This is a genomic window from Nitrospirillum amazonense (genome assembly GCF_007828035.1).
GTDB classification, from domain to species: Bacteria; Pseudomonadota; Alphaproteobacteria; order Azospirillales; family Azospirillaceae; genus Nitrospirillum; species Nitrospirillum amazonense.
The window spans coordinates 129554-146047 of the sequence record NZ_VITV01000001.1 but is presented as its reverse complement, the minus strand read 5'-3'; the positions used below and the strand labels follow the sequence as shown (position 1 = coordinate 146047).

At 69.4% G+C, this 16494-nt stretch carries 15 protein-coding genes; 9 read left to right on the top strand and 6 right to left on the bottom strand.

Annotated features, from left to right (window positions below; all coding sequences use genetic code 11):
• Positions 1-173: 173 nt before the first annotated feature.
• Both FBZ87_RS00635 and FBZ87_RS00630 read left to right on the top strand, forming a co-directional pair.
• Positions 174-3134 carry a M16 family metallopeptidase gene (locus FBZ87_RS00635; RefSeq protein WP_145608341.1) on the top strand — a complete coding sequence of 987 codons (2961 nt, stop codon included), beginning with the start codon at positions 174-176 and terminating at the stop codon, positions 3132-3134.
• Positions 3135-3149: 15 nt separating this feature from the next.
• Entirely contained in the window at positions 3150-3632 is a 483-nt protein-coding gene (locus tag FBZ87_RS00630; RefSeq protein ID WP_145608339.1) for a DUF1579 family protein, read from the top strand.
• Between the two features lie 179 nt (positions 3633-3811).
• Here the strand turns inward: FBZ87_RS00630 and FBZ87_RS00625 are convergent, their stop codons facing one another.
• Positions 3812-4489, bottom strand: coding sequence for a GGDEF domain-containing protein (locus FBZ87_RS00625; RefSeq protein ID WP_246134170.1), 678 nt, complete (start codon positions 4487-4489; stop codon positions 3812-3814).
• Between the two features lie 365 nt (positions 4490-4854).
• On the opposite strand from FBZ87_RS00625, the gene FBZ87_RS00620 reads away from it, so the two are divergent.
• Positions 4855-5775, top strand: a complete 921-nt coding sequence (locus FBZ87_RS00620; RefSeq protein WP_145608337.1) for a cell envelope integrity EipB family protein — start codon at positions 4855-4857, stop codon at positions 5773-5775.
• A 21-nt stretch (positions 5776-5796) separates the two neighbouring features.
• On the opposite strand, the gene FBZ87_RS00615 is transcribed toward FBZ87_RS00620, so the two are convergent.
• Together FBZ87_RS00615 and FBZ87_RS00610 are read right to left on the bottom strand one after the other, a co-directional pair.
• Positions 5797-6288, bottom strand: coding sequence for a type II toxin-antitoxin system VapC family toxin (locus FBZ87_RS00615; RefSeq protein ID WP_145608335.1), 492 nt, complete (start codon positions 6286-6288; stop codon positions 5797-5799).
• Entirely contained in the window at positions 6288-6509 is a 222-nt protein-coding gene (locus FBZ87_RS00610) for a type II toxin-antitoxin system Phd/YefM family antitoxin (RefSeq protein ID WP_145608332.1), read from the bottom strand. Before FBZ87_RS00610 ends, FBZ87_RS00615 begins: the two co-directional genes overlap by 1 nt.
• 132 nt (positions 6510-6641) lie before the next feature.
• Here FBZ87_RS00610 and FBZ87_RS00605 point away from each other — a divergent pair, with 132 nt between their 5' ends.
• Positions 6642-8009, top strand: coding sequence for a cation:proton antiporter (locus tag FBZ87_RS00605; protein WP_145608331.1), 1368 nt, complete (start codon positions 6642-6644; stop codon positions 8007-8009).
• Between the two features lie 18 nt (positions 8010-8027).
• Positions 8028-9596: a tryptophan halogenase family protein gene (locus tag FBZ87_RS00600; RefSeq protein WP_145608329.1), complete on the top strand. Its 1569-nt coding sequence runs from the start codon at positions 8028-8030 to the stop codon at positions 9594-9596.
• Here the strand turns inward: FBZ87_RS00600 and scpC are convergent.
• Positions 9585-11102, bottom strand: coding sequence for a succinyl-CoA:acetate CoA-transferase ScpC (gene scpC, locus FBZ87_RS00595; RefSeq protein ID WP_145608327.1), 1518 nt, complete (start codon positions 11100-11102; stop codon positions 9585-9587). The two genes, FBZ87_RS00600 and scpC, sit on opposite strands and share 12 nt — an antisense overlap.
• 326 nt (positions 11103-11428) lie before the next feature.
• Between scpC and FBZ87_RS00590 the strand changes: the two genes are divergently transcribed.
• The 4 genes from FBZ87_RS00590 (at position 11429) to FBZ87_RS00575 (ending at position 14558) form a co-directional block, all read left to right on the top strand.
• On the top strand, positions 11429-11785 hold the full coding sequence (locus FBZ87_RS00590) for a hypothetical protein (protein WP_145608326.1): 357 nt from the start codon (positions 11429-11431) through the stop codon (positions 11783-11785).
• A 209-nt stretch (positions 11786-11994) separates the two neighbouring features.
• Positions 11995-12183 carry a DUF1656 domain-containing protein gene (locus FBZ87_RS00585; protein WP_145608324.1) on the top strand — a complete coding sequence of 63 codons (189 nt, stop codon included), beginning with the start codon at positions 11995-11997 and terminating at the stop codon, positions 12181-12183.
• An 11-nt stretch (positions 12184-12194) separates the two neighbouring features.
• Complete coding sequence (locus tag FBZ87_RS00580) at positions 12195-13115, top strand: efflux RND transporter periplasmic adaptor subunit (RefSeq protein WP_145608322.1); 921 nt, start codon at positions 12195-12197, stop codon at positions 13113-13115.
• 3 nt (positions 13116-13118) lie between these two features.
• The gene (locus tag FBZ87_RS00575; RefSeq protein WP_145608320.1) at positions 13119-14558 is read left to right on the top strand and encodes an efflux transporter outer membrane subunit; all 1440 of its coding nucleotides are present in this window, start codon (positions 13119-13121) and stop codon (positions 14556-14558) included.
• A 1-nt stretch (position 14559) separates the two neighbouring features.
• Here FBZ87_RS00575 and FBZ87_RS00570 read toward each other — a convergent pair whose 3' ends face one another.
• Together FBZ87_RS00570 and FBZ87_RS00565 are read right to left on the bottom strand one after the other, a co-directional pair.
• A complete protein-coding gene (locus tag FBZ87_RS00570; RefSeq protein ID WP_145608318.1) occupies positions 14560-15456 on the bottom strand; it encodes a LysR substrate-binding domain-containing protein in 897 nt (298 codons plus the stop codon).
• A 9-nt stretch (positions 15457-15465) separates the two neighbouring features.
• Positions 15466-16374 carry a LysR substrate-binding domain-containing protein gene (locus FBZ87_RS00565; RefSeq protein ID WP_145608316.1) on the bottom strand — a complete coding sequence of 303 codons (909 nt, stop codon included), beginning with the start codon at positions 16372-16374 and terminating at the stop codon, positions 15466-15468.
• Between the last annotated feature and the right edge of the window lie 120 nt (positions 16375-16494).

Genomic DNA, 16494 nt, shown 5'->3' with positions numbered 1-16494 from the left:
GGGGTAGGGCCCGGGGCCTGGGCGGGGGCGCGAACGCGGTGGGGATCGTTTTGTTACAACGAATTAACCAAATGCCCCGCCTCAGCCGGACGGTTTTGGGCTATGTAGGAACCAGGCCCATTCCCGGACGCCGCAGTCGCGCGGCCGGCAGCCCAAGAAGGAAGACGGCACCCATGATGCGCTTCACCCGCACGTTCACGGCCGCGGCCAAGGCCCTGGCCCTGACCACGGCCCTCTGCTCCAGCCTGCCGGCCTTCGCCGCCGGGGCGGGCGGGGGGGCCGATACGCCCATCGTGCCGGGGGCGGAAGTGCCGGGGGGTAAGGTGTCGGTGCCGCCGCTGGCCATCACCGAGCGCACGCTGGCCAATGGCCTGAAGGTCATCGCCCTGCCGGACACCACCACGCCCACCGTGTCGGTGCAGGTGTGGTACAGCGTCGGCTCCAAGGATGATCCCAAGGGGCGCAGCGGCTTCGCCCACCTCTTCGAGCACATGATGTTCAAGAGCACGCGCGACATGGCCGCGGAGCAGTTCGACCGCCTGACGGAGGATGTGGGCGGCTACAACAACGCCTCCACCAACGCCGACTACACCGACTACTTCGAGACCGTGCCCGCCAACCACCTGGAGCGCATCCTGTGGGCGGAGGCGGAGCGCATGGGCTCCCTCGTCGTGGATGAGGAGAACTTCAAGTCCGAGCGCGACGTGGTGAAGGAGGAATTGCGGCAGCGGGTGCTGGCCCAGCCCTACGGCAAGCTGTTCTACCTCATGTTCCCGCAGGTCAGCTTCAAGGTGCACCCCTACGGCCGCCCCGGCATCGGCAGTATCGAGGATCTGGACGCCGCCACCCTGCAGGACGTGCAGGCCTTCCACGCCACCTATTACCGGCCGGACAACGCCACCCTGGTGGTGGTGGGCAACTTCAAGCCCGAGGAGCTGAACGCCTGGGTGGACAAGTATTTCGGCCCCCTGACCCACCCGGCCACACCCATCCCGCGCGTGACGGCGGTGGAGCCGGCGCGGACCGCCCCGCAGACCCTGACGGTGACGGAGGCCAACGCCCCCCTGCCGGCCGTGCTGCTGAGCTATCCCTTCCCCAAGGCGACGGACAAGGACCTGCCGGCCCTGCTGGTGCTGGACAGCATCCTGGGCCATGGCGACAGCAGCCGCCTGAACCAGTCCCTGGTCTATGAGAAGCAGGTGGCCAGCCAGGTCTTCACCTTCCAGGAGGTGAACCAGCAGCCGGGCGCCTACGCCATCGGCGCCATCCTGGCCGGCGGCGCCACGGCCGAGGCGGGGGAAAAGGCACTGCTGGAGGAACTGGACAAGGTGTCCAAGGACGGCGTGACGGAGGCCGAACTGGCCGCCGCCCGCAACCAGCTGGTGACCGATGAACTGGAGGAGCGGGAGACGGCCAACGGCCGCGCCAGCCTGCTGGCCCGCGCCGCCGTCATCTTCGGCGACCCCAAGCGCGCCGACACCCTGCTGGCCGACGTGCAGGCGGTGACGGCCGACGACGTGAAGCGGGTGGCGGCCACCTGGCTGAAGCCCGAGACCAAGATTTCCGTGCGTTATGTTCCTGCGGAGGGGGCTGAGAAGGGCACCGACACGGTGGCGACCTCCCCCGCCATCGACGCCGCCCCGCTGGTGGTGCCGGCGGACTTGAAGGTGGTGCAGCCGGCCCCGGCCGACCAGCGCCAGGCCCCGCCCACCGCTGGTCCCGCCGTGGACGCGGCCCTGCCGCAGCCGGTGGAAAAGCACCTGGCCAACGGCCTGCGCGTCATCGTGGCGCCCACCCACGGCGTGCCCCTGATCCAGGCCAGCCTGCGCATCGGCGGCGGCGGGGCGGTGGACCCGGCACGCCTGCCGGGCACGGCGGCCATGACCGCCAACGTGCTGACCAAAGGCACGGCCAAACGCTCCGCCCCGGAGATCGCGCGCGATGTCGAGGCCCTGGGCGGCACCCTGAACGCTGCCGCCGGCTGGGACGGGTCAGAGCTGTCGCTACTGGTGAAGGGCGACGTGCTGGCCCCCGCCATGGAAATCTTCGCCGACGTGGCGCGCAACCCGGCCTTCCAGAAGGAAGAGCTGGAGCGGGAGCGGCACCAGGCGCTGGACGGCCTGTCCGTCACCCTGAAGGACCCGGCCGGCCTGGCCAAGCTGGTGGGCCCGCGCGTGCTCTACGCCGACGCCGCCTACGGCCACCCGCTGACCGGCACGCCCAAATCGCTGGCGGCGCTGAAGCCCGCCGACCTCTCCGCCTATCACCACACCTGGTGGCGGCCGGACAATGCCACCCTGGTGCTGGCCGGCCCGCTGACGGCGGAGCAGGGCTTCAGCATCGCCCAGAAGCTGTTCGGCGACTGGGCGAAGCCGGCGACGCCCCTGCCGGCGCTGCCCGCCTCGCCTGCGCAACCCGCCGGGCGCGCCGTGGTGGTGGACCTGCCCAAGGCGGGCCAGGCGGCGGTGCTGGTGGTGCGGCCGGGCCTGGCGCGGTCGGACAAGGATTACTACCCGGCCAGCGTGGCCAACGCCGTGCTGGGCGTGGGCTATTCCTCGCGCCTGAACGAGGAAATCCGCATCAAGCGGGGCCTGAGCTACGGCGCCGGGTCCGCCCTGGATTTCCGCCGGGTGCCGGGACCCTTCGTCGCCAGCACCCAGACCAAGAACCCCTCAGCGCCTGAGGTCGCCGGCCTGATCATGGCGGAGATGGGCAAGCTGGGCACCCAGGCGCCGGGCGAGGCGGAGCTGGCCGGCCGCAAGGCCGTGCTGATCGGCAATTTCGGCCGCACGGTGGAAACCACCCACGGCGTGGCCAGCCTGGTGGGCAGCCTGGCGCTGCAGGGCGTCGATCTGGCGGAGATCGGTCGCTACATCAGCAGCGTCCAGGCCGTAACCCCCGCCCAGGTGCAGGCTGCCGCCGCCCGCACCCTGTCGCCGGCCCAAAGCAGCCTGGTGGTGGTGGGCGACAGCGCCCAGTTCCTGCCCGCCCTGAAGCAGAAATACCCCAAGGTGCAGGTCATCCCCGCCGCCCAGCTGAACCTGGACAGCGGCAGCCTGAAGGCGGCGGCGCCCAAGAAGGAGGTGGGCAAGAAGGATGCGGGCAAGGCCGACGCCAAGGCCGGACAGCCGTAAGCCGGGGGGCAGGCCATGCAGGAGGAGATGCGGCGGCTGACCGCCGCCTTCGCCGGCGACTGGGTAGGCACCGACGCCGTGCTGCCCAGCCCCTTCGGCCCCGGTGGCCCTGGTGCAGCGCGCATGACCGTGCGTTCCGCGCTCAACGGCCACCACCTGGTGCTGGACTATGTCTTCGACCGGGGGGAGGCCGGGGCGTTCACAGCCCATGGCGTCCTGACCTGGGACCCCGACGTGGCGGTGCATCTGCTGTTCTGGTTCGACGACATGGGCTATGTGCCGGCCACCCCGGCGCCCGGCCAGTGGGGCCCGGTGGAGGGGGTGGAGGAACCGGGCGCCGAAGGCTACACCTTCATCCGCACTTCCCCGCGCGGCCGCGCCCGCCACCGCTATTGGTGGCCCGTGCCCGATCACATGGAAACCGCCATCGACCGCTCCACCGACGGCGGCCAGACCTGGACGCCCTTCCTGAAGGGCAGCTACCGGCGGCAGGGGTAAGAAAAAGGCCTCCAGGCGCGCCAGCCTGAAGGCCTTTTCCCTTACTTGCGCTACCCGTCACCCGGAGCGAAGCGACAAGCCCGCGACCGCGGGCGCCGGAGTTTTGCGGGGAACGTAGTGGACTGCAAAACGAGGATGGCAAGGCCGCGGATGCGGCCGCCCGCAGGGAACAGCTTAACTCAAGCCGCTTTAGAAGCCGCCTTGGTTTGGTACATCAGCACGTCGGCGCGGTGCAGCACCTCGTCCTCGCGGTCGTCGGCGCCGTAGGCCTGGCAGCCGAAGCTGGCCTTCAACGGCAGGCTGTGGGTCTGCCAGTCCATGGCCATCTGGTGCAGGGTGGCGGACAGGGCCTCGGCGCGCTGCATGCCCTGGTCGGGCGCCACGCGGGTCAGCAGCACGGCGAATTCGTCGCCGCCCAGACGGGCCACGATGTCCTGGGCGCGCACATGGTCGGCCAGGGTGCGGGCCACCATGCGCAGGTAGGCGTCGCCGGCCTGGTGGCTGTGCACATCGTTGATGCGCTTGAAGCCGTCCAGATCGACCATCACCAGCACGCCGCCCCGGCCGCCGCGCCGCGCGCCCGCCAGCTCGCGCCGGAAGGCGATCTGAAAGCCGCGCCGGTTCAACAGGCCGGTCAGCTCATCCGTGGTGCTCAGCGTTTCCAGGTAGTCGATACGGTCGCGCTGTTCGGTGATGATGCGTTCCGCGTCCGCCAGGCGCATGGCCAGTTCCTGCACCAGCAGCTGGTTCAGGCTGGCCGCCGCCTCGGGACCGCGCAGGCCTACCGGCATCTGGCCCCGGGGCAGGGTCAGGTTGATGGCGGGCATCAGGGGCAGGGCGGTGTCCGGCGGGGTCATGGGCGCTACTCCGTTTGGGGCGTCGGGGATGACACGGGACGGAGATCGCAAGGGGCGTGCCGCTATCTATTTCATTGAAATCAAAGGATTTGCGTTTTGCAGGGGTAGGCCGACCCCCAGCTGCGGCAGTTTTTGCCGACCCCCTTTCGGCAGATTTCACCGGCAATGTCTGCCCCCTATTCCAAAGGTGGGGGACTGAAGGACGACGGCGGGAGCCGGCCAGGCCGTATCATCCGAAGGTCCCCGGGTGGGCGGCCGGCATGCGTCGCCCTGTGACGACAAGAAGCTTGGCGTCGGCCCCCGGTACGCGGCATGCTGGGGGTTCGGGCCTGGCCCGGGTCGAGGTAGCGAGAGTGACGATAAGAATGCGCGCACGTCTGGTGAGCATGGGTTTGGCGTCCCTGGCCGTTCTGGCCTTGCCGGTGGCGATGGCCGTCGGCGCCACGCCCCCATCGGCGGCGGCCCCCGCCCCTGCGGCGCCGCCCGCCGCCCCACCCACGGTTGCCCCAACCTCCAATGGCGGCCCCATGGCAGGCACGGTCATGGCGGTGGGCGCGCAGATGTCCCCCCATCGCGCCGCCTATCGCCTGACCCTGGCCTCCTCGCGTGAGGGCAGCCGCGTCACCGGCGTGGTCGGCGCCATGAACTTCGCCTGGAACGATGTCTGCCGCGGCTGGACCACGGAACAGCGCTTCCAGATCCGCTTCCTCTATTCGGAAGCCGACGACCAGGAGATGACCACCAGTTATACGACGTGGGAAGCCAAGGACGGCAGCGTCTACCGCTTCAACGTCCGCAAGCAGACCACCGGCCAACCGGATGAGGAGATGAAGGGGGTGGCGACCCTGAACGGCGAGGATGGCGGCGTCGCCCACTTCGAGAAGCCCAAGTCGCAGGATATCGAGCTGGCGCCCGGCACCGTCTTCCCAACCGCCCACACCCTGCTGCTGATCAACCAGGCCCGCCACGGCGACACGCCGGTCTACGTCCGCCCCGTGTTCGACGGGTCGGAGGCGGAGGAAGCGGGCCCCGTCTCCGCCGTCATCGGCAAGGCCAAGCCCCTGGCCAAGGACGCCATCGTCGTGGCCGCCCTGCACAAGGACAAGGCCTGGCCGGTGCACCTGGCCTTCTTCGCCAACGACGAGCAGCAGGCGCTGCCCGACTACGACACCGCCATGATGCTGATGGACAACGGCATCGTGCAGTCCATGCTGATCGACTACGGCGACTTCAAGGTGCGGGCCGAACTGGTGGCGCTGGAGCCCCTGCCCAGGCCCGCCTGCTGAGAGCCGGACCCGCCGTCGCGCTCAGAAGCGCAGGAACAGGCTCTTCAGCCACACCGGGCTGGTCTTGGCCGCCTGGCGCCAGTCGGCGATGTCCTCTTCCGCCTCCCCGGCGGCGTAGCCCCAGGGGTTGAACACCTTCAGCCGGCCGGTGCGATAGGCGGCGACGTTGGGCGTGACCACCGTCAGGCCGTGCACCAGGGCGGTGGCGGCCAGCAGGGCGTCGCGGTTGTTGGGCAGGGCGACGCCGGCGCGGCGCAGGGCCACGGCCGCGTCCACGGGCAGGATGCGCCCCTCGAACGCCACCATCACGCGGTCGTCCAGCCAGGCCCGCAGCGCCGCGCCGGCGACTTTGTCCGTCCGCTCCGCCTTGGCGACCGACTCCGCCAGTTCCATAAGGCTGAGGGCTGACAGGAACAGCTGCTGGCGGGGGATGTCGGCGGCCCAGGCGCGCACGCCTTCGTCCGCTTTCGCCCCGCGCAGTTCCAGGATGACCGGGGTGTCCAGCAGAAACATCAGGCGATGTCCAGGCGGGCGGGGGCCAGGGGCACGTCCTCGGGCATGGCCAGCAGGTCGACGATGCTCTGCCCGTCGCCGGTAAGCCGCAGGAAAGTCTCGAAATTCATCAGCACGTGGGTGGGGGTGCCGCGGTCGGTGATGAACACCGGCTCGCTCAGTGCCGCGCGCTTGGCGCCGCCCACGTCCTGGTTGAAATCCCGGCTGCTCATTGTGGCCATGTTGCTACATTTCCCGTATCCAGAATGTTGCTACATTCCTACATCTTTTATCCTTTGACAACGCCGGAAAGCCCACCCTAACCCTGTTATCGCTAACAAGCACAAAAGCTAAGAACGGGGTGGAATCGCGTCATGGCTTCCGATCTTTTTTCCGCCGACACGGTGCAGAACATCGTCGACACGGCGACCCACATGCTGTCGCCGCACGGCCCCAACGGGACCCTGACGCCGACGGATTTCAGCGTCCATTTCTTCCTGCAGATCACCGCCATCATCCTGGCCTGCCGCGTCGTCGGCTGGCTGGGGCAGAAGCTGCTGGCCCAACCCCAGGTGGTGGGTGAGATGATCGCCGGCGTGGTGCTGGGTCCGTCCCTGCTGGGCCTGCTGTTCCCCGGCTTCGCCGCCGAGCTGTTCCCCAAGGAGACCAAGAGCGTGCTGTACGTCGGCGCCCAGTTCGGCGTCGGCCTCTACATGTTCCTGGTGGGCACGACCTTCCGGGGCGACCATTTCCGCACCAACGGCAGAAGCGCCTTCGCCGTCTCGCTCTCCGGCATCGCGGCCCCCTTCCTGATCGCCGTGCTGATCACGCCCATGCTGCTGAAGGTGCCGGGCCTGTTCGCCGAGGGCCTGCCGCAGAGCCAGGCCACCCTGTTCATGGGCGCCTGCATCGCCCTGACCGCCTTCCCCATGCTGGCCCGCATCATCAATGAGCGCGGCCTCAGCAACTCCGCCCTGGGCACCCTGTCCCTGACGGCCGGCGCCTTCGACGACGCCGCCTCCTGGTGCGTGCTGGCCATCGTGCTGGCCATCTTCGGCGCCGGCCCTGGCGTCGCCGTGCTGGCCATCGGCGGCGGCCTCAGCTTCGCCCTGCTGGTCATCCTGTTCGGCCGCCGCCTGCTGGCACCCCTGGGCCGCGCGGTGGAACGGCGGGGGGAGATGACGCACACGGTGCTGGCCATCACCCTCATGGTGTTCTGCCTGTCCGCCTTCATCATGGACGCGGTGGGCATCCACGCCATCTTCGGCGGCTTCATCGTCGGCACCGCCATGCCGCGCGGTAAGTTCGTGGAAGAGCTGAAGAAGAAGGTGGAGCCGCTGACCGTGGTCCTGCTGCTGCCCATGTTCTTCACCTATTCCGGCCTCAACACCCGCATGGACATGGTGAATTCCGCGTCGCTGCTGCTGATCGCGTTGGGCGTGCTGGTGGCCTCCATCGCCGCCAAGGGTGTCGCCTGCTACGCCGCCGCCCGGCTGTGCGGCGAGGACAACCGCACGGCGCTGGGAATCGGTGCCCTGATGAACTCACGCGGGCTGATGGAACTGATCATCATCAACATCGGCCTGCAAAAGGGCATCATCGGCCCCACGCTGTTCTCTATGTTGGTGCTGATGGCCATCGTCACGACTATGATGGCGTCCCCGCTGTTCGAACTGGTCTATGGCCGCAAGGCCCGGCTGAGTGGCGAGCTGGGGGCCGTGCCGGAGCAAGCCCTGAGCTGAGTGGACGACCGAGCAGAGATGACAGTCGAGCGAACCATCCTGATCGTCGGTGGCGGCACGGCCGGATGGCTGGCCGCCGCCTACCTCGCCAAATACTTGGGCGTGCGGGAAGGGGGGCCGATCGGCATCACGCTGCTGGAGGCGCCGGACATCGGCATCGTCGGGGTGGGGGAGGGGACCTTCCCCACCATCCGCGGCACCCTGCGGTTCCTGGGCCTGAACGAGGCCCAGTTCATGCGCGACACCTCCGCCACCTTCAAGCAGGGCATCCGCTTCGCCCGCTGGGTGGACGGGGGCGAAGACGACAGCTTCTTCCATCCCTTCGAGGCGCCTTTCCCCACGGATGGCGCGGGCCTGGTGCCCTACTGGCTGCTGCAGGACGGCGACCGCCGCCCGCCGTTCGCCCAGGCCATGACCTTCCAGCAGCAGGTGACCGACGCGCGGCGGGCGCCCAAGCGCGGACCGGAGGGTGATTTCGAGGCGCCGCTGAACTACGCCTATCACTTCGACGCGGCCAAGGCCGCTCAGTCCCTGGCCGTCCGCGCGCGGGAGTTGGGCGTGCGGCACCTGCGGGGCACGGTGACGGATGTGGCGCTGGCGGCCGACGGCGCCATCGCCCACCTGGTCACGCGGGAATACGGGGCGATCACCGCCGACTTCTACGTGGATTGCAGCGGCTTCCGGGCCGAGCTGATCGGCCGCGCCCTGGGCGTGCCGCAGAAATCGGTGAAGTCCATCCTGTTCACTGACCGCGCCCTGTCCTGCAAGGTGCCTTATGAGGCGGCTGACGCCCCCCTGGAAAGCTGCACCGTGGCCACGGCGCACGCGGCGGGCTGGACCTGGGAGATCGGGCTGGAGGGGGCGCGCGGCGTGGGCTGCGTCTATTCCAGCGACCACATGTCGGATGACGAGGCCGAGGGGGTTCTGCGCGCCTATATCGCTCCGCACCTGGGCCCCCACATCGAGCCGCCGGCCCCGCGCAAGACCGCCTTTGATGCCGGCTATCGCGAGACGCCCTGGGTCAAGAACTGTGTCGCCATCGGCCTGGCGGGCGGGTTCCTGGAGCCCCTGGAGTCCACCAGCGTGGTGCTGATCGAGGTGGCGGTGGGCATGCTGGCGGAGCTGTTCCCCCATGACGGCAGATGGGACGCGCCGGCCGCCCGCTTCAACGAGCTGATGACCCGGCGTTTCGAGAACATTGTCAACTTCCTGAAGCTGCATTACTGCCTGAGCAAGCGGGAAGAACCGTTCTGGCGCGACAACCGCGATCCCGCCTCCATCCCGCCGGCCTTGCGCGACCTGCTGGCGCAGTGGCGCACCCGGCCGCCCAGCCGCTTCGACTTCGCGCTGGATCTGGAGGCCTTCGCCTTCTTCAACTACCAGTACATCCTGTACGGCATGGGGTTCGAGACCGACCTGTCGCTGGCCCGCGCCGCCTTTCCCCAGGTGGAGGCGGCGCAGAAGACATTTGCCCGCATCCGGGCCTATGGCGACCACGCCACCAGGGACTTGCCCGCCCACCGGGCGCTGATCCGGCGCATGAACCAGATCAGCGCTCCGGATGGCCGGGTGGCGTCACGCCGATAGAGCCTCGGGCGCGGTTTCGGCCAGCATGCTGCCCGTCTCGCGCGCGCGGATGTGCCAGCTGAACGCCTCTTCCAGGACATGCGGGGTTTGGCCGCCCCGGGCCACGGCCCGGCGCACATAGTCGGCCATCTGGCCGCGATAGCTGGGGTGCAGGCAGTTCTCCATGATCACCCGCGCCCGCTCCCGCGGGGCCAGGCCGCGCAGGTCGGCCAGGCCGCGTTCCGTGACGATCACGTCCACGTCATGCTCGGTATGGTCGACATGGGTGACCATGGGCACGATGCTGGAGATGCGGCCATCCTTGGCCAGCGACTTGGTGACGAACACCGACAGCTGGGCGTTGCGGGCGAAGTCACCCGATCCGCCGATGCCGTTCATCATGTGCGTGCCGTTGACGTGGGTGGAATTCACGTTGCCGTAGATGTCGCACTCGATGGCGGTGTTGATGGCGATCAGGCCCAGGCGGCGCACCACCTCGGGATGGTTGCTGACCTCCTGCGGGCGCAGGACGATGCGGTCGCGGTAGCTGGCGATGTTGGGCATGACGCGGGCCATGACCGGCGCCGTCAGCACGATGCTGGAGGCTGAGGCGAAGGCCAGCTTGCCCGCGTCGAACAGGTCGAAGGCGCTGTCCTGCAGCACCTCGCTGTACAGCTCCAGGTCGGTGAACGGGCTCTCCTTCAGGCCGGCCAGCACGGCGTTGGCGATGGCGCCGATGCCGGCCTGCAAGGGCGGCAGGTGCCGGGGCAGGCGGCCGGCCAGCACCTCCTGCTCCAGGAAGGTGATCAGGTGGCGGGAGATGGCGGCGGTGTCGGCGTCGGCCGGCTGCAGGGTGGTGGCGCTGTCCGGCTGGTTGGTCACCACGATGGCGGCGATCTTGGCCGGGTCCACCGGGATGGCCGGCGTGCCCACGCGATCCGACGCCCGGGTTAGGTCGATGGGCTCGCGCGCCGGGCGGCGCTTGGGGATGTAGATGTCGTGCAGGCCCTCCAGGTCCGCCGGCTGGGCCAGGTTAATCTCCACGATCACCTTGTCGGCCAGGATGGCGAAGCTGGCGGAATTGCCCACGCTGGTGGTGGGGACGATGGCGCCCGTCTCGGTGATGGCGGTGGCCTCGATGATGGCGCAGTCGAGATGCCCCAGGGCGCCAGACCGCAACTGCTCCACCATTTCCGACAGGTGCTGGTCGATGAACATGACCTCGCCCCGGTTGATAGCGGCGCGCAGGCGGGCGTCGGCCTGGAAGGGCAGGCGGCGCTTCAGCATGCCGGCGTCGGCCAGCATGCCGTCCAGGTCGTTGCCCAGCGAGGCGCCGGTCAGCAAGTTGATGTGCAGGGGTTCGGCCCGGCCGCGATTGATCAGGGCCAGGGGGACGGCCTTGGCATCGCCGGCGCGGGTGAAGCCGCTCATGCCCACCGTCATGCCGTCCTGGATCAGGGCCGCCGCCTGTTCCGCGCTCATGACGCGGTCGTGCAGGCTGCTCAGACGAATTCGCTCTCTAACCATGTTCTTGTCCGTTGTTCGTCACCGGCCGCCTGGGTGGCCAAGGACCCTTGGTCATTGCGGTCCCTGCGGCGTGCGGGCACCGAATATTTGGGGCCCTGCGCCGCTGCCCCTCCAATAGTTTCTCAAGGGCGCAACGATCACGGATTCTGATCGTGGGCTTGGGTGGCTTGGGCTATTGCCATATCAAATAGATATCGAAGATGCCATTTCGATATATTAGACGCACCGCAGCAGCCGGGCGCATAGTTCATCTCACCAACGACCGCGCCGACTGAAGGCGCTGTACCTGACAGGACGCGGCCCGGTTGATTGATGGAGATGCTTGAATGTTCGCCCCGCTGAAGAATTCGTCCCGGAAGGTTGCCGTTGCCGCCGCCGCCCTGTCCTTCCTGGCCCTGTCCGCGCCGCTGAGCGCGAATGCCGCGGGCACCGAGGTGGTGGTGACCCCGGCGGTCAGCCAGGCTTGCCAGGCCATGGGCCTGCACCCGGCCAATTCCGACTTCGCCGCCTGCACCAACGTGCTGACCCATGTGAAGGGCGCGCATGCCCAGGTGTCGGCCCAGGTTGGCCGTGAGCAGCAGGCCTGTGCCGCCGCCGGTGCCACCCCCGGCACCGCCGACTTCAATGCCTGCGTCGATAATCTGGACGCGGCGCTGACGGCGCAGGCCCTGTCGGCCAACTGACAGGGTCTTTACGGGGCGGGGGAGGCCTAATGGTCCAGGGGCGGTTGATCCGGTTCCGCCCACCCCTGCCCCCTTCGTGACGGTGCCCGCCGGCCCCCCTCCCATCGGGTTGCCGGGCACGTCACGCTCAGGGAAAGGACGCGGCAAGGGGAGCACCCTCGGGCCGCGTCCTTTTCTTTTTCCACACTCCCAACGAGGTCCTTTCCGTCATGGCCGAATTGGATGTCGCCGGCATCTTCATGGCCCCCATTGTCGGCTATGTGGCCGTCACCCTGGTGCTTTTCCTGCTGCTGCGCGGCCTGCTGGCCTACCTAGGCTTCTGGCGCATCGTCTGGCACCCCGCCCTGGTCGAGGCGGCCCTGTTCTCCATCCTGCTCTCTGGTCTGGTGCTGCTGTGAACGCCCGCCTCATGACCCTGGCGCGCGCCCTGGGGCGCGGGGCCTCCACCCTGGTCCTGGTGGCGCTGGCTATCCTGCTGATCGGCGCCCTGTGGCAGCGCTACATGCTGGCGCCCTGGACGCGCGACGGCCGCGTGCGGGCGGAGGTGGTGGACGTGGCGCCGGAGGTGGCCGGCACCATCGTCGACATTCCCGTGCACGACAACCAGCTGGTCCACAAGGGCGACGTGCTGTTCGTCATCGATCCGGCGCGGTTCCGCATCGCCCAGGCCCAGGCCCGCGCCGCCGTCGCCGCCGCGCGCGATGACCGGGCCCTGAAGCTCAGCGACGCGCAGCGCCGCCAAGGCCTGGCCGGCGTGGTGTCCGAGGCCGAGCAGGACCGGTTCCGCAGCACCGCCAGCGTGGCCAATGCCCAGCTGGACGCGGCGACGGCGGCGCTGGACCTGGCCAATCTGAACCTGGAACGCTCCATCATCCGCGCGCCGGTCAACGGCTATGTCACCAACCTGCGCCTGCGCGTGGGCGACTACGCCACGGTGGGCCAGCCCCGGGTGGCGGTCATCGACACCGACAGTTTCTGGGTGTCGGGGTATTTCGAGGAAACCAAGCTGGCCCGCATCCATGAGGGCGACCCGGCCCGCATGAAGCTCATGGGCTATGCCGCCCCTCTGGCCGGCCATGTCGAGACCATCGCCCGCGGCATCAACGACCGCAACAGCGCCCCCAACGCCTATGGCCTGCAGGACGTGAACCCGGTCTTCACCTGGGTGCGGCTGGCGCAGCGCATCCCCGTGCGCATCGGCATCGACACCGTGCCGCCCGGCGTGGTTCTCGCCGCCGGCATGACCTGCACCGTGTCGGTGGGGGATGAGGCAGCGCGCCCGCAGGGCGTCGTAGGCCGGGTGCTGGCCCGCCTGGAATCGAGGATCTGAGCCATGATCCGCCGTAAGGCCCTGGCCGCCCTGATGGTGGGCGGCATGGTGTCCGCCTGTTCCGTGGTCGGCCCGGACTACAAGCCCGTCCCGCTGGACGATTTGCCCAAGGGTTGGACCGAACAGCTGCCGCCGGCGGCCAGCGTGCCCGTGGCCGGCGTGGACGCCATGCGCGCCTGGTGGGACAGTTTCGGGGACCCCACCCTCAGCCGCCTGATACAGGCGGCCATCGTGGACAATGAAGACCTCAAAATTGCGCGCCAGCGCCTGGTGCAGGCCCGCGCCGCTCGTGTCATCGCCAAATCCGCCGACCTACCGGACGTGCGGCTGGGTATCGACCCGGCCCTGCAACGATCCAGCGAAAATGTGGATTGGCCGCCGGGTATCGGCAGCTATCACACCTGGCAGGCGGAACTGGACGCGACCTGGGAGGTCGACGTCTTCGGCGGCACCCGCCGGGCGGTGGAGGCGGCCGATGCCGATATCGCCGCGACGGAGGAAGGGCGGCGCGCCATCCTGGTCAGCCTGCTGGCGGAGGTGGCGACGGACTACGCCCGCCTGCGCGCCGCCCAGCTGCGCCTGACCATCGCCCGCGACAACATCGCGGTCGCGGCTAAGGCCCTGGATTTGGCGCAGCGCGCCTACCAGCGTGGCTTGGGCACGGTGCTGGACGTGGCGCAGGCCAGGACCCAGTTGGAGACGGTGCAGGCCGCGACCCCGCCGCTGGAGGCGGCGGTGGCGCGCATGAGCCACGCCATCGCCGTGCTGCTGGGCCGCTACCCGGGGGAGTTGGAGGCGGAATTGAGCCAGCCCGCACCCCTGCTGTCCGTCCCCGACAGCCTGCCGGTATCCGTGCCGTCCGAGGTGGTGGCTAACCGGCCGGATATCCGCCAGGCCGACCGGCGCTATGCGGCGGCCACCGCCCGCATCGGCGTGGCCACCGCCGCCAGCCTGCCCCACTTTGCCATTCCGCTGACCCTGCTGCCCCAGGCGGCGGACCTGGGCAAGCTGTTCAGCCTGGCCAGCCTGACCTATTCCCTGGGCGCCCAGGTGACCGGCCCTGTCTACAACGGCGGCCGCGACGACGCCCGCATCACGCTGGCCAAGGCGGAGGCCGAGGCCGCGCGCATCAATTATGAGCGCACGGTGAAGGAGGCGCTGCGCGACGTGGAGGATGCGCTGGTGAACTACCAGACGGAAACCCGGCGGCAGCAGACCCTGGCGGCCGCCCGCACCGACGCGGCCCAGGCCCTGGACCATGCCACCCGCCTCTATGCCGCCGGCCTGACCGACTTCCTGAAGGTGCTGGATGGCGAGCGCCAAGCCTACCAGGCGGAAGATCGGGAGGCGGAAAGCCGCCTGGCCCGGGTGGAGCACGTCATCACGCTCTATAAGGCGCTGGGCGGGGGCTGGCAGGGCGTGGACCTGGACGCCGGCGATTAGGCTAGGCCTCCGCCGCCGCGCCGGCCAGGCTGACGAAGGCCCGCACCGCCGGTGCCGGGTCTTGGGGGCGGTGGGCTAAGGCCAGGGTGTATTGGATATCGGCATCGGCCAGGGGGCGGTAGACCACGCCCTCCACGGCCAGCCGGGCGATGGACCCGGGCAGGAGCGACAGGCCCAGGCCGGCGGCCACCAGCCGGACGGTCAGCGATATCTGCGGCACCGACTGCACCACCTGGGGGGTGAAGCCATGGCGGCTGCACAGGTCGTCGATCAGGCTGCGCAGCTCCGCCGCCCCGGCGCGGTGGTGCAGCACCATGGGCTCCGTCGCCAAGGCCGCCACCGGGATGGCATCCAGTGCCGCCAGCGGATGGCCGGCCGGCAGCGCCGCCACCAGGCTGTCCGGCCGCAGGGGCAGCACCGCCACCCCGGAGGGCAGGCTGAGCGGCGGCAGGCGGACGAAACCGACGTCCAGGGTGCCGGTGGCGATGGCGGCCAGCTGCGGCCCCACCGCCATTTCCACCAGGTGCAACTCCACGGCTGGATGGCTGCGCCGGAAATCACGCAGAACCGCCGGCATCAGGGCACCGACACCGGCGGAACCGACGAAGCCCACCTCCAGCTTGCCGACTTCGCCCCGGCCGGCCAGGCGGCCGATGGCCTCCGTCCGTGCCGCCTGCTCCAGCGTTTTGCGCGCCTCCGCCAATACCAGGGCGCCGGCGTCGGTCAGGCTGACGCGGCCGCGCGCACGGTTCAGCAGGGGCGTGCCAATCTGCCGTTCCAGGGATTGAATCTGCTGGGTCAGGGCCGGCTGCACGATGTGCAGCCGCTCGGCCGCCCGGCCGAAGTGCAGCTCTTCGGCCAGCAGGACGAAGGAGCGCAAGAGTTTCAGTTCCAGCATGGCCGTGCCTCAGGGCGTGGGGGTGGTGCGGATGGCGGCGGCGCGCCGCGCCTGGGTGACCAGCGCCCGCACGGCGGCCGTCCCCTCGTTGGCGCGGTAGACCAACATGATGGGGGCCGTGTCATAGCCGCCCTTCAGGTCCAGCAGCCGCACGCCCTCCAGGCGCATGTTGCGCATGCTATCGGGCGCCAGCGCCACACCCAAGCCCGCCTCCACCAGGTTCAGCAAGGGGGGGAAGGCCGGCACCTCCTGGACGATGCGGGGGCTGAATCCCGCCTCGCGGCAGGCGGCGATGATGATGTCGTAAATGTTGGGGCCGGCCGTGCGCGGGATGATCAGGAAATCCTCGTCCGCCAGTTCCGCCAGGTCCAGGGTGGCGGCCCCGGCCAGGCGATGGCCCATGGGCAGGGCAGCCAACAGCCGTTCCTCGACCACGGCATAGGTGGTCAGGCCCGGTATTTCCGCCGTCCGGCCCCGCACCAGGGCAACGTCCAGGGCGCCGTCGCGCACGGCGTCGGTCAGCTGGCCGAAGTCGTTCAGCTCCAGCGTCAGCTGTACCCCCGGATGCTGGGCGCGATAGTCGCGGATCAGCCGGGCGATCCAGGGATGGGCCGTGACCGACATGCTGAGGCCCATGCGCAGGCGGCCCTTGTCGCCCCGCGCGACCTGTCGGGCGTTGGCCAGGGCCTGGTCCATGTGCGCCAGGATGGCCTTCGCGTCCTGCAGAAAGGTGGCGCCGACGGCCGTCAGCTCCACGCCGCGCGACAGGCGGTGGAACAGGGGGCTGCCGATCTCCCTCTCCAGCTGCTGGATCTGCTGGCTGAGCGGCGGCTGGCGGATGCCCAGCTTTTCCGCGGCCCGGGTGAAGTGCAGTTCCTCGGCGACGGCGGTGAAATAGCGCAGGTGGCGGATGTCCAAGGCGGCGCGTCCTGTCGGTTTTGAATATCGAAAAGCATCCAGCCATATATTGGACCGTAGGCGGGGGTGTGGAGCATCATCCAAATCGATGAACTGGCTGGCGTTCCGCTCATGGGACGG